Origin of the sequence: Victivallis vadensis, assembly GCF_003096415.1 — a bacterium.
GTDB classification, from domain to species: Bacteria; Verrucomicrobiota; Lentisphaeria; order Victivallales; family Victivallaceae; genus Victivallis; species Victivallis vadensis.
In genome coordinates this window covers 99,097-113,252 of sequence record NZ_QEKH01000014.1, presented here as the reverse complement: position 1 = coordinate 113,252, position 14,156 = coordinate 99,097, and the positions used below count along the sequence as shown (strand labels likewise).

The following is a 14,156-nucleotide window of genomic DNA, read 5'->3' as shown; positions in this document are numbered from 1 at the left end:
ACGGAACGGTACTGATTCATGAAAACGCTTTTCGATTGTTACTCCCGGCTTCTGATCGATAATCACATCACGGATCTGAAGCCGGAGTATATGAGAAAGTTCGATCCGGCGGAATATGTGGAGATGGTCAGGCTGGCCGGGGTCGAAGCGGCGATGGTCTATGCCAGCGACCACAACGGCAACTGCTACTATCCCTCCCGGATCGGCCATGTCCACGGCGGCTGTGTCGGGCGGGATCTTTTCGGAGAGACGGTCCGACTGCTGGCTGAAGCCGGAATCGTGCCGGTGGGGTATCATACCGTGGTCTACCAGAATGAACCGGCGTTCCGCCATTCCGAATGGCGGATCCGTTCCCGTGCCGGTGACGAATCGCACGGGCGTTATCATTACTGCTGTCCCAACAACGCCGCTTACCGGGAATTCTGCCGGGAGCAGATTGCCGAGATTGCGGCTTATGAAATCGCAGGGCTTTTTCTCGACATGACTTTCTGGCCGCAGGTGTGCTGTTGTGCGGCCTGCCGGGAAAAGTTCGGCAGACCGATTCCGGAAACGGTGGACTGGAATGATTCCGGCTGGATCGCTTTTCAGCGGTTCCGCGAAGAGTCGCTCGCAGAATTTGCCCGGGAGCTGACTGCGCACGCCCGCGAATGCCGCCCCGGAATCGCAGTCACCCACCAGTTCTCCGCTGTTCTGCACGGCTGGTATATGGGGCAGAGTTCCGCGATCGCGGCGTCGTCGGACTACGCTTCGGGGGATTTCTATGGGGGCGCTCTGCAGCAACGGTTGGCCGCCAGAATCTTCGCGGCCTACAGTCGCAGGAAACCGTACGAATTCATGACCTCCCGCTGTACCGACCTGCACGATCACACCTCTTCGAAATCGGATGAGGAACTGTTGCTTCATGCCGCGACCACACTGGCCAACGGCGGCGCTTATCTCTTTATCGATGCAATCAATCCGGATGGAACACTCTGCCGGCCATTCTATCGGCGGCTCGGAAAAATTGTCGAACAACTGGAACCCTTTCGGAAGCGCATTGCGGAATTGCGGCCGGAACTTCGCGCTGAAGTCGGCCTCTACTTTTCAATGGAGAGCTGTGTGAATGAGGAGAAGAACGGCGTTCCGTTGATCCGGCTTCACGAGGCGTCCGCCAATAATATGGGAATCCGCCGCAATGCGACGCTCGATGAGATACTGGGAAGCGCCGAGATCCTGAACCGGCTGCATATTCCGTACCGGATCGTGACTGATGTGACATCGGATTTTTCCGGTTTGAAGGCGCTGATCGTGAATCACGCCGTTTTCATGACGCCGGAAGAGTGCGGGCGGCTCCGTAAGTTCGTGTGCGACGGCGGCACCCTGATCGCCACCGGTAAAACCTCACTGTTCACGCCTTCGGGCGGCACTTCCGGCAATTTTCAGTTGGCTGATCTTTTCCATGCTGATTACACGGGGCATGACGCCGGGTCCGTCAGCTACCTCGCGCACAAGGGCGAATATCTTTCCTGCCGGGGTGTTCCGGCGCCGCTGGTGTCGGCGGCGGACCCTGCCGAAGTGAAAGGACTGGTGGCCCTGCCGGATTTTCCGGCAGACGATGAAAGACATTACGCCTCCATCCACTCCAATCCACCCGGAGAGACTACCCGGTATGCGGGCTGGATCGAGCATGGATACGGCAGGGGACGGGTGGCCTATCTGTACTCGGGAGTGCTGGCGATACGGCAGTATTCGCAGCAGACGTTCGGTGAGGCGTTGTTCAAACGGTTGCTTCCGCGCTTTCTGCTTCAGGCGGAAAACCTTCCCGCCGATGCGGAGGTTACGCTGCTGGAGAGCGAAGACGGCCGCACTCTGCTGCTCGGAGTCGTGAATTACCAGCAGACGCTGCCGGTGATTCCGCTGCGGGAGGTCCGGTTGAGCATCCGATTGCCGGAGGGAGTGATGCCGGCTGCGATGAAGCGGGTTTCCGACGGAGAAGATCACCCGTACTGTTTTGCGCAGGGAGAATTGCGGTTTGAAATCAGCCGTCTGGAACACGTCGAGCTGTTTGAAATTGAAAAATGTACCATGCCTGCAACCTGTTTGGAATCGGAACCTCAAACTTCAATCGTTATGGAAGGAGAATGGAAATGAAACGGAATTTCACCATTATTGAGCTGCTGGTGGTGATTGCGATCATCGCGATATTGGCGGCGATGCTGCTGCCGGCGCTGAACCAGGCGCGGAAACATGCCTGGGGGGCGCAATGCGTGAACAATTTCAAACAGCTCGGACTGATGATGCTGAATTACGCGGGCGACAACAGTGATTCTCTGCCGTTCGCCGCGGACAGCCGGAGCACGAGCTTGTACAAGGGCTTTACGTGGGATGATGTGCTGGGGTATGGAAGGTACGACGGGAGGAGCCTTGATCTGTCACAGGCGCAGTACAATGAATTCGGCGGCATCGTCGACACCCGGTCGCTTTACCGTTGTCCGGTGATCGCCAACGGGCTGCCCAATGTCGAGCGGCGCAATACCTATGTACTGAACCGCCGGCTGTTTTCGCCGGAGATTTCCGATTCGACGGATTTGAGTTCGATCATCCGGCTGACGCGGGTGAGACGGCCTTCGATGACGGTGGCCGCGACTGAACGCAGCAGCCGGAACAAATTCATCGGCTATATCAACAGCACTTCCGATATGAATCCGGACCAGCAGCATACCAATCATCAGGACGGCGCCGGAAATCCGATACCGCCTCCCCACTCCAACAAGTTCAACTATCTGATGGCGGACGGACATGTCACCCGGTATATGCCGAAAGAGACGCTGGAAGGGGACAGTTGGTCTTCTCCGAAAATGTGGATGAATGAGTAATGGAGCCTGCCATGTGGAAGATCAGATTCCTGGTTATTGGCCTGCTGTGCGGGATATCGTTCAGTAGCGTTGCCGCCGAAGCCGCGCCGCTTGCGTTGGATGTGGATTTCACCAGAGTGAAAAAGAACACGGTCGTTGCGAAAGGGAGATTCGACGGCGTTCTGCCGGAGAACTGGCGGCCGGACTATCCGGGCTGGACCGGCTGTGAAGCGACAGGCAGGGTGATCAATGAAGGGATGGAGCACTTTTTGCGCTTCGAGGTCACGAAAATGGATTCGCAGCGGGTGCAGTTCGCTTGCCCGGTCCCGCGTCCGGCTGACCGTAAATATTATAAACTCTCACTGCAATATCGCAACCTCCAGGATAATAAAGCGGAGATTCTGATCCGCGAGACTGCCGCTCCCTACCGGACTTTGTGGAGCGCGCCGCTGGAGATTACGCCGGAATGGAAAAAGGCGGAGTTTATCTTCAGGCCTCAGGCCGGTGTACCTGCCGGGGAGGTTGGGTTGTTTCTGTATTTGAACGCGGTCGGGGCGTTCGATATCGTCTCGCTGAAACTGACGGAGGCCGGACCGGAAGAGCTGGCGAAGTCCGCTTCGGGGATTCGGCGGCCTTCGCCGGAATTGAAGAACTTTTTCCGGAACAGCCGGCTTCCCGCCGGATTGCAGAGCGGCTGGAATTTCGGGAGGGAGAAAACGCCGCAGTGGCGGATATCCGCCGAACCGGGACCGTCCGGTTCGCCTTGTCTGGTTTTCCGCGACGGCGCGTTGCTGACCGAACCCTTTCAGGTGGCGGAACCGGGGAAAGTCCACACGTTCTCTTTCTCGTACCGGGGGGAGGGCGAGGTTTACGCGGGAGGACGCTGGCGGAAACTGCCCGCGGCGGAGGTGTGGAAGCGGCTGGGAATTGAATTTATTCCGGAAGCGGAAGCAAAGGCGTTCCAGTTCCGGTTCCGTACCCGGAATACGTTGGCGGTCGATGCCTTCCGGGTTGCGGCGGGAAATGATTCCGCCTATCTGCCGCAGGCTCCGTGTGAAGTTGCGCTGGCGCTCCCACCCGGGGAAGCCGCAGCTTCCCGTATTCAGTTTCTCACGGAAGTCCCCCGCATCGATTATCGGCTTTCGGGTAGTTGGGAAGGGGCGGTTCTGGCCGTCACTGCCGCCGACCTGTACGGCAGGAAGCAGAGTTTTCAGGTGACGCCTCGCAACGCGCATGGCAGCATAGACTTCGGGATGTTTGCCGGAGGGGCGTCGGGACAGTTCCGGATTGAAGTCGCCGCGGTCAGGGACGGGAAGCCGATCTCGCCGGTGAATGAATTGGTCGTCACCCGGCTGCCGCGTCCGCGCTACTGGGACAGGAATGCGCCGGATTCGCCGTTCGGCATTCATGTTCTGGCCAATGATCCGGTGTTGAAGAGCATCAAGGCCGCCGGAGTCAACCATGTCCGGCTCCACGATGCGGGGACTGAATACATCGGTTGGGCGTTCCTTGAACCGAGCCGGGGCGAATGGCGTTTCCGCGACGACGCGATCGGCCTTTACCGCCGGAACCACCTGAAAATCCTCGGCGGGCTTTCAACTGCTCCCGCATGGGCCACCGAGGCCGGGAAAAGAGAGTGGGATAAGAAGAAACTCTCCTGGCTGGAACGCTACCGGCTGAATTATGCCGCTCCGCTCCGGCCGGAAGAGTTCGCCGCCTATGTGACTGCCGTAGTGAGGCGCTATCGCGGAGAAATCGATGAATACATGGTCTGGAACGAACCGTGGGCGTCCGGCTTTTTCTACAAAGGCTTCGATGAAAACGGAAGCCGCATCTCCTTCCCGGACAATGCGCCGCCTTATTTCACATTGCAGAAAGCCGCGTTTGAGGCGGCTCGCGCCGTAGCTCCGGAAGTCAGGATCGCCGGTTACAATACCGTGGCCGGAGTGATCGGCGAGCGCTGGAACCGCGCGTTGGCCAAGCTCGGAGCCGGCCGGTATTGCGACATCGTCGACTTTCACTTGTACAACGACCGTTACACCGGTTATCCCGGTGATATTCCGGAACGCGCAATCCGGGAACTGCGCGATACGATCGGTTCCGTTTTCCGGCATCGGATTTACATGAGCGAGGGGCAGGGGGCCAGCAAGTCCGCCGCCAACGAGGCGCTGGGCGAGTATATCGGAATCTACCGCCATACCGTGCCGTGGCCTAACCGCGACGACAATCTCGAACTCTCTGAACTTCAAGTCCGTTATATCGTAAGTTTGCTGGCTGCGGGCGTCGACCGGGTGTTTCTCTACTCCGCGCATACCTACGAAGGCCTGGCCCGGCAGCCGAATTTTCTGGCGCTGCTGCAGGCGGACGGCTATCCATCGCCTCAACTGGTGGCCCATGCCGCGATGGCGCGGCTTCTGGAGGATAAGAAGTTCACGGCGCGCCGGGGCTTCGGGGATCAGGTGTACGCATATTGTTTTTCCGACGGTCGGACCAGTACCGTGGTCGCAATTCCCCGGAAAACGGCGTCCGGCTGGCTGCTGCGAAGCCGTTTGCCCGGAGTTGCGCGTACCGATCTCTGGGGAAATCCGTATGCTGCCGGAGCGACATCAGGACGTGTGCTGTATTATCTCACCGGCGACTTCCCGGCAGAAGAACTGCTGGATTCGCTTTCACTTGATGGCAGACCGGAGGCCGCAAAAAACAGATAGCCGGACTTTTTCTCTCTTTGCAACCGCCAAATATGTGGAATGGCTTTTTTTGTATCTATTCGTATGTTTTTGCGGATTCGGACTTGCAGTGCGGGGATTTTCATTATATAATTATATAACAAAAGAAAACGGCAAACGGCGGAGCCGGTCCGGCTTCGCACTCTCCGGGAGAACGTCATGGCAAATCATGAGGCATTTTCGCTGGCCCCTTTCCCTGTGGAAATTCTGTATATGCGTTATGACGTGATCCAGGAGTGGAACCTCATCGACCTGCAGATGCCGTATTGGCGGCTGTACCGGCCGGTGAACGCCTGCGGATACATCCATTTCAAGGACCGGACCATCCACCTGATGCCGGGGAAAATTTATCTGATCGCCCCGAACACCGTTTTCACCACCAGCACCCGCGGCGGGCTGATTGAGAAATTCTATCTGCACTTCACCATCGGCGGGCTGTACGCCGACTGTTCCGATTTCGTCGCCGAACTTGCCGGTTCGCCGCCGCTGCACGGCGTGATCGACCGACTCAGCGAACTGCTGCAGGCGCGGCAGGGGGGCGATGCGCTCAAACTGCTCGGATGCGCCGCGGTCAATCTGGTCATCGAACAGCTTCCGCAGGAGTATCTGCTCGACCTGCGCAATATCGAGTCCCAGATGCTCGCGATCTGGCAGATGATCAAGCGCGACCCGACCCTGAATTACAGCAATCGCAAGCTCGCGGCGATGGCGCATATGAGCCTCGGCCCCTTCATCAAGAAGTTCTACAGCAGTTTCGCGATTACTCCGCAGCACTTTATTCTGGAGAAAAAACTGGAACTCGCCGCTTTGTATCTGCTTCAGAGCGACGAGTCGATCTCCGCGATCGCGGAGAAGTGCGGTTTCTGCAACCGTTACTACTTCACCCGCATCTTCACGAAATACCGTAAGATTTCTCCGGCGGCATTCCGCAAGCACGAGCGCCATTGACGGGAAGTGCTGATAAAACTTCGGGAGCCAGCCGGCAGCTTCTGTCGCCACCGGGATGTTCCGTCAGTTGGTCACTTTGACGCCGCGGCCGAAACCGGCCATGCGGATCGCGGCTTTCAGCTACCACGAGCAGCTCAAGCAGCGTAAATCTTGCGGTGATCGGCCTTGTGCGGCGGGATGCGGGGGGCGTGTCCGCCGCCCCCCGCGCCCCCTGCGTCCGGCAAGGTGCCGGTGCCGGGTACGGGACGGTCGATCGGCAGAGGCGCGGTCGGCCGGCGGGGAAGGAAGATCCGCAAAAACGTGAAGTTGTCTTCCCGCTTTTCTGCGGAAAAACAACTTCACGTTTTTGCTCCGACTTGCCGCTTGCAGAGCATTGGCCAAGGCGTGAGAGCTTGAGGGGAATGAGAGAGATGTTCAGATCGGTTGGTACGGGGAGAGACGCGGCGCAAGTCGCCGCTTTCTCTCCCCCGAACCCCTCTCTTTTACGCAGAGCGGGAGCGGAAGAGGCAACGAGGGGCCGGGGGAGCAGAGCTCCCCAGCGGGATAAGTAGGAGGAATGCAGTGACGACGCACATCCCGTTACCCGGCAGCGGCACCTTGCCGCCATACGTTCAATTCCTTCTGTTATATGAAACGGTCGTCCGATTGGTCGCCGATATTAATTATACCACAACTCGTGTCGAAAAAGAATACACAAAATCAATTATATTGTATCTGTTAATGTTTTCCGTTTCATGAAACCGGAGGTTTCGCAGTTACGGGCCCCCGATGAACTGCGGTTTTCAGGATGGAATTGCTTTCCCGGATGAAATTTCGGCAAAAAGTCTCTAATAGATACAAAACAGTGCATTTTGTGTATTCTTTTTCGACACGAGTTGTGGTATAATTAATATCAGTGCAACCCGATCCTAACCGAATGCAGAAAGGAATTGATCGTATGCGTTACTCTGATCGCCCCCGGAATCCTCTCCACAACACCTTTACCCTTATTGAGCTGCTCGTGGTGATCGCGATCATTGCGATTCTCGCCTCAATGCTGCTGCCCGCCCTGAACAATGCCCGCGAGCGGGCGCGGAATATCAGTTGCGTCAGCAGGCAAAAGCAATTCGGCCTGATCATGATTCAGTATATGAACGACAGCAGCGGGGTGATCGGCGACGCCCGCGCGGCCACCGGTGTCAGCGACAGCTGGTTCTATCTTTACAGCAAAGGCGGAGTTCCCGGGTTCAGTCCGGGGGATAACGGCAGCGCGGCCAATGCCCTGGCCCGCAAAATCGCGATCTGCCCTTCCTACCTTGTGGCGAAACCCGATGCGCAAACCGGAGACACCTATGCGATTCCCCAGTCGGGAGTCGCGGCGGAGGGATACCCGATGCCGTTCAAAAAAGTGAAAAAGGCGGCTTCCGGCACGGTTCTGCTGGCGGAAGCGTTCAGCACCGGCTGGGGACCGAACGGTGGGGCCTACAACGTGATCCGGACCGATAAAAGCGAGTGGACCGGCAACTTTACCACTTTCCATGGCCGCAGCGGCAATATCACGTTCCTCGATGGCCATGCCGCCAGTTACTCGGTCGGACAGGCGGTCAGTTCTAAAATCACGATTCCATATTACTCCACTGACGGCAAACTGTATGAAAATGAAATGCCCGGCGGTTACCGGATGCGCGGTGGTTTCCATAAGAACCAGCTGCAGTGGGTCACCAACGACAATTGAAGTGATGAAACGGAATTTGTAACATGAAGCACCTGAAACTTTCCGCTCCCGTCAACCGCTGGGATGAGGCCGTGCCGCTCGGCAACGGACTCTGCGGTGTGCTGCTGTGGGGCGACGGACAGAATGTAAAACTCTCGCTCGACCGCGGCGACCTCTGGGACGAACGCATCGGCGAGGCGGAAAATTCGCCGCTCTGGAACTTCCGGGCGCTGGTTGACGCCGCCCGTGACCGCGATATGACGCTGTGCCACCGGCTTTGCGAGCTGGCGAAGACGATTCCGGCGACGAAAATTCCGGTCGGGCGGCTCGAACTGACGCTGGCCGAACCGCTGAGGGAGGCGGTCTATGAGCTGGACCCGGCCCATGCGGCCGGACTGCTGCGCGACGAGGATTCCGGCATAACGGCCTTAAGCTGCTTCTGCCGCGCGGACGGTGAGGAAATCCGGCTTTCGGTGAGTGTGCCGCTGCTGTCGATCCGGATCGTGCCGCCCGACTATCAGGGCGAGGCGGAGCTGCTGCAGCAGGCGGGGGGCGTCCGCAGCGTCGGTTCGCTGGGCTATCCTCCGGGGCGCGAAATCGATTCCGGAACGGTTCGGGGATATCTGCAGCCGTGCTGTGAAGGGTTGAATTACGGCATTCTGCTGCGCGAGCTGACGCGCGGGGAGTATGTGATCCGCATTCTCCGGGCCGGTTCGATGGAGGAGCTGGAAGGGTTGTTCAAGGTTTATTCCGTATCGGACGACGCTCCGGTCGAAGCCGCCCGCCGGGAGCACCGCCGCTGGTGGCAGGCCTTCTGGCACCGCTCACGGGTCATGCTGCCGGTTCCGCGGTTCCAGCAGTTCTACGAGCTCTGCCGATATTTTTACGGCTCCGCTTCCCGCAAGGGGGCGCCGCCGATGCCGCTGCAGGGCGTCTGGACCGCGGACGATGGTTCGCTGCCGCCGTGGCGCGGTGATTTCCATCACGACCTGAATACCGAATTTTCCTATATCGCTTACCTGACCAGCGGCGATTTCGACTGCGGCGAAAGTTTTCTCGACCATCTTACGGAGCGTATCCCGGTGTTCCGCCGCCATGCGGAACGGTTCTTCGGCTGCCCCGGAATCGCGGTGCCGGGCGTCACTTCGCTGGCGGGGCAGCCGCTCGGCGGCTGGCCGCAGTACTCCTTTTCACCGACCAACGGCGCCTGGCTGGCGGCGCTGTTCGCGGATCACTGGCGGTATACTCAGGATGAAGCATTCCTCCGGGAAAAGGCGCTGCCTTTCCTGTCGGGCGTCGCCGAATTCCTGACCGCGCTGATGAAGCGGGATGAAAGAGGATTCTATAAACTGCCCGTTTCTTCTTCGCCGGAAATCCACGATGAAACGCTGGCCGCCTTCCTGACGCCGAACTCCAATTACGATCAGGCACTGCTGCTGCGGCTTTTTACGGATCTCGCCGAACTCTCGGAGGCGGCGGGCGATGCGGAAGCCGCCGCCCGCTGGCGCGGGGAGCTGGAACACCTTGAACCGCTGAGCATCGACCCCGAAAACGGCCTGATGCTCTCTCCCGATGAGCTTTTGCAGGAGTCGCACCGCCATCACTCCCATCTGATGGCGCTCTATCCGCTGCGGCTGCTCGATCCGGCTAAAAATGAGGCGCTGATCGCTGCTTCGCTGCGGCGGATCGACCGGCTCGGCACCGGCAATTGGGTCGGTTACAGCTTCGGCTGGATGGCGGCGTTGAACGCCTATTGCCGCCGCGGCGACCGGGCCGCCCGGCTGCTGCGGCTTTTCCTCGACGCCTTCGTCAGCTCCAACGGCTTCCACCTGAATGGGGATTACCGCGACCTCGGCGACTCCGTGCTCAAGTACCGTCCGTTCACGCTGGAGGGGAATTTCGCGGCGATGCAGGCGATTCACGAGATGCTGCTGCAATCTTCCGGCGGGGTGGTGCGCCTCTTCCCGGCGCTGCCCGCCGACTGGAAGCGGGTCTCCTTCGAGGAGCTGCGGGCGGAGGGAGGGCTTCGCGTATCGGCGGAGCTGCGCGGCGGCGTGCTGATTCACGCGGCGCTCCGCTCCGAAGCCGACCGGACCATCCGGCTGGTCGCTCCCGGAATGCCGGAACGCCGGATCATCTTGAAAGCGGGGCTGACCTGGCGCTGGCCGGTCGAAAGCTCCAGCTTCCGGGGGCTTGCCGTCCACTCCGAACCGCGCGAGGTGATCAATGGCTGAGAGTACCGTATCTGCCGGACTGATTCCGGAGCCGGCGCCGGAGGATCCCCGGCGTCCCTATGCGGTCGGAACACTGCGTTATTCGCTGGCCGGCGTGGTCGTGGTGTCGGCGTGGGTGATCCTCGGCGGTAATATCTTCGGGATGCTTGGCACGCTGGTTCCGACGCTGCTGCCGCTGACCATGAAGCAGTTCAGCGCCTCCGGCGCGCTGATCGGGCTGGTGGTCGGCAGCATTCCGGCGGCGATGAATTTCGTGATGAATCCGATCCTCTCCACCGCCAGTGACCGGACCCGCACCCGCTGGGGCAGGCGCATCCCGTATCTGGTTGCGGCGACTCCTTTCGTCGCACTGTTCATGATCCTGATCGGCTGGGTGCCGCCGATCACGAACTATCTGCACGTGCATTTCATCACGGGAATGTCGATGAATTCGCTCGGTATTCTGCTGATCTGCGTTTTCGCGGTGATTTTCCAGTTCTTCAACCTGATCGTCGGCTCGATCTATTATTATGTGTTCGCCGACGTGATCCCGCACCAGTTCATCGGCCGTTTCATGGCGGCGATGAATCTCGCCGGAACCGGCAGCGGACTGCTGTTCAACCTCTTCGTGATGCCCTATGCGATCGATTACGCGCCGATGGTCTTCACCGGTATCGGACTGCTGTATCTGGTCTGTTTCATGCTGATGTGCGTATTCGTGAAAGAAGGGGAGTATCCGCCGCCGAAGCAGTTTCAGGAGGCGGAACTGCCGTGGTATCAGCGACTGGTGAACTGGGTGAAAATCTACTTCCGGCAGTGCTACCGCCATCCGTTCTTCACGTTCCTGTTTCTCGGAACCGCGCTGAACAACGCGTCGACCGTCTGCCGTCATACTTTCAATCTGCTCTTCGCCACCGAGGAACTGCATATGACCGCCGCCCAGTACGGACGGGTGATGGCAGCCGGTTCGGTGGTCTCGGCGGTGGTGATCGTGCTGGTCGGCTATGTGATGGATAAGATCCATCCGCTGCGGGTCTTCCTGGGAAGCGGGATCATCGTGATCCTCGCGAATATCTGGGGATATTACTACGTGACCGACTATGCGTCGTTCTTTGTGGTCGGCATTGCGATTTCGGTGGTCTATGCGATCCAGTACCTCAGCAACGGGCCGGTTTTTGTCGATCTCTTCCCGCCGGACAAGTACGGCCAGTTCTGCAGCGCCAACGCGATGATGAACTGCGTGCTGCTGATCTTCGCGAACTACTTCGGCGGCATGGCGATCGACCGTTTCGGCTACCGCTTCATCTTCGCGTGGGACACCATCTTCACCATCGGCGCGACATTGGCGCTGATTTACGTCTACGTCAAATGGAAACAGCTCGGCGGTGCAAAGGGATACGTGCCGCCGCCGACCGATTGAGGAGAATGATCATGAAACAGTGGATTCCCGCATTGGCGGCGTTGCTGGTCGCGCTGGCCGCCTCCGCCTCCGATAAAAACGATGCGCTCCGGAAGCTGCGCGACAAGTGGAGCACCCAGCGCTTTTATACCGCTGAAACCCGGTCCGGCGCGGAACTTGCTGAATTGCTCGACGACAACGGTTCCTTCGCCAATCTGCGCGAGCTGGAAAACGAATTCAAGAAGAACAACTACGGCCGGAAGAAGTTCGACCAGTGGGAGTTGCAGCAGAAGGTGCTCAACAGACTGCTGGTCCCCGCCTTCGAGCAGCTCAAGCGCATTTCCGGCGATCTCGCCGACGGCAAGATTCCCGAGGCCGGGCGCGCCGAGGTGAAACGCAGGCTCTACAAGGGAGTTCTGAATTACGCAAAGATGGAGTTCAGCCGCGACGGCATGCAGAACGGACGTTTTCACGGTTCCTGTTTCGCTATGCCGCACGCCGCGGTCGCGATCTACTTCCAGAACTACAAAGATATGACTTCGGGCGAGTACCCGGAAGTGGCGAAAGCGTTGCAGCGCCTCGCGTTTCAGGCGTGGAGCCAGCCGCTGCGCAACAACGCGACCGACCGCGACCCGGTGCGGATCGAACGGTTCCGGGGCAATGCCGGCTGGGTCGGCGGTAACGCGACCGCTTACCGGCCGCTGCTGGAATCCGCGCTGGTCAACAACTCCGTGAAGATGGTCGACGTGACCGCCGAGGTCGCCCGCCGCAGCATTTCGCGCGTGTCGCAGAATACTTACGATACCGCGTTCTGGATCGAGGGCTTCACCGCCGACGGCGCGGGCTGGGGACATGGCCGCCAGTGCCTGGTGTGGGGATATCCGATCCACGGCACCAACGGCTCGTTGAACATCATCGCGCGGCTGAACGGCACGCCGTGGGCGTCGAGCCTCAGCCCGGAGGTGCTGCAGACGGTCTTTGAATTTTTCCGCGGTTCGGCGTTCTACTTCTACAAGGGGACCATCCCGCCGGTGCTGGAGCGGGGCAACGCCCATCCCGGCTATGCGAATAAGCGGATGATCCCGTCGATGACGCTGGCCGACAGCCTGAACCGGGATTTCCGGCTGCGGATGAACAAGGAGCAGCTTGCCGAACTTGACCAGTTCCGCCGGGAAGCGGGAGAGAAGAATCTCTTCATGCTGAATTTTCCGATGGGGCAGTATCACGGCACGCGGTACTTCTTCAACAACGACGACCTGATCCGCAAGAATCCTGACTATTATGTCTTTGTGAATATGGCGAGCAGCCGAACCAACGGCCTCGAAAGCTATTACGGCGGCGCCAACGGCTTCAATCTCTTCACCTGCGACGGCCAGACCCTGTTCGAACGCGAGGGCGGCGAAAGCGCCAAAGCCCTCGGCGCGGCGACGCTGACCATGCTGCCCGGCACCACTGCGCGGCAGGTGAAGCAACTCAATCCGGTTCAGAACTGGATCGGTTACGGCAGCAAGGGGGCATTCGCCGCCGGAGCGGTTGCGCCGGATCAGGATGCCGCCGCCGGTTTCATATTCGACAAGGTCAACTACGCGGTGGTCGAAACTCCGACCCGCAAGGAGGAAAATCCCGAGATACTGAAGCTCCGTGCGAACAAGGCGTACTTCTTCTTCGGCGACCTCTTCCTCGCCCTCGGTGCCGGAATCACCAACCTCGCCCCCGAATACGGCGGCGACATCTTCACCACGGTCGAGCAGACCCTGAAAAAGGGCGGCAGTCCGGTTGTGTCGAAGCACGGCGTCGAGTGGGTGGAAAACAACGGCTTCGTGTACGGCGTGCTGCCGCCGGCGACCGCCGGGAAAATCGCGCATAAAAGCGAAAAACGCATGACCGGCTGGCGGAAACTTTCGCAAGCCAATAAGAACGCCGGGGAGAATGAAGTCGAACTCTTTTCGATGTGGATCGATCACGGCCGCAATGTGGACAACGGGTTCTACGCCTATTTCGTCTCCTGCGACGGCAAGGCGCCGGAACGGCTGCCGGAAATCCTTGCCAATACGGTAAAAGTTCAGGCCGCGGCGCTGGACGGCACGGTGGAAGCGATCTTCTACGATGCCTCCGTCCGCCTGAAAACGCCGCACGGCACGATCTCGGTGTCGGCTCCGTGCGCGCTGGTCGCCGAATTCGACGGCGCCTCCGTCGAACTGACCGCCGCCGACGGGCTGATGAACCGGAATCTGCGCGAGCTTGCCGTCACGGTCGACGGCAAGCCGTACCGGCTGGAACTGCCCGGCGGCGAGCTGCTCGGCAAGGCTGCCACGAAACGTTTCAACCTCCAATAACCTGATA

Annotated in this window: 8 protein-coding genes; all 8 read left to right on the top strand. The window is 59.4% G+C overall.

The annotated features are described in order from the left end of the window. Positions 1 to 18: 18 nt before the first annotated feature. The 8 genes from C8D82_RS10010 (at position 19) to C8D82_RS09975 (ending at position 14,149) form a co-directional block, all read left to right on the top strand. Complete coding sequence (locus C8D82_RS10010; RefSeq protein ID WP_116884136.1) at positions 19 to 2,130, top strand: beta-galactosidase; 2,112 nt, start codon at positions 19 to 21, stop codon at positions 2,128 to 2,130. Beyond that, positions 2,127 to 2,855 carry an H-X9-DG-CTERM domain-containing protein gene (locus C8D82_RS10005; RefSeq protein WP_165832990.1) on the top strand — a complete coding sequence of 243 codons (729 nt, stop codon included), beginning with the start codon at positions 2,127 to 2,129 and terminating at the stop codon, positions 2,853 to 2,855. Before C8D82_RS10010 ends, C8D82_RS10005 begins: the two co-directional genes overlap by 4 nt. Positions 2,856 to 2,866: 11 nt before the next feature. After that, entirely contained in the window at positions 2,867 to 5,542 is a 2,676-nt protein-coding gene (locus C8D82_RS10000) for a hypothetical protein (RefSeq protein ID WP_116884135.1), read from the top strand. Between the two features lie 177 nt (positions 5,543 to 5,719). Continuing rightward, the gene (locus C8D82_RS09995; protein WP_116884134.1) at positions 5,720 to 6,508 is read left to right on the top strand and encodes a helix-turn-helix domain-containing protein; all 789 of its coding nucleotides are present in this window, start codon (positions 5,720 to 5,722) and stop codon (positions 6,506 to 6,508) included. A 937-nt stretch (positions 6,509 to 7,445) separates the two neighbouring features. Beyond that, the gene (locus tag C8D82_RS09990) at positions 7,446 to 8,222 is read left to right on the top strand and encodes a type II secretion system protein (RefSeq protein ID WP_116884133.1); all 777 of its coding nucleotides are present in this window, start codon (positions 7,446 to 7,448) and stop codon (positions 8,220 to 8,222) included. Positions 8,223 to 8,245: 23 nt separating this feature from the next. Then, positions 8,246 to 10,435, top strand: a complete 2,190-nt coding sequence (locus tag C8D82_RS09985; protein WP_116884132.1) for a glycosyl hydrolase family 95 catalytic domain-containing protein — start codon at positions 8,246 to 8,248, stop codon at positions 10,433 to 10,435. Then, positions 10,428 to 11,834, top strand: a complete 1,407-nt coding sequence (locus C8D82_RS09980; protein ID WP_116884131.1) for an MFS transporter — start codon at positions 10,428 to 10,430, stop codon at positions 11,832 to 11,834. The genes C8D82_RS09985 and C8D82_RS09980 overlap by 8 nt, the downstream gene beginning before the upstream one ends. 11 nt (positions 11,835 to 11,845) lie before the next feature. Further along, positions 11,846 to 14,149: a polysaccharide lyase family 8 super-sandwich domain-containing protein gene (locus tag C8D82_RS09975; RefSeq protein ID WP_165832989.1), complete on the top strand. Its 2,304-nt coding sequence runs from the start codon at positions 11,846 to 11,848 to the stop codon at positions 14,147 to 14,149. Positions 14,150 to 14,156 lie beyond the last annotated feature (7 nt).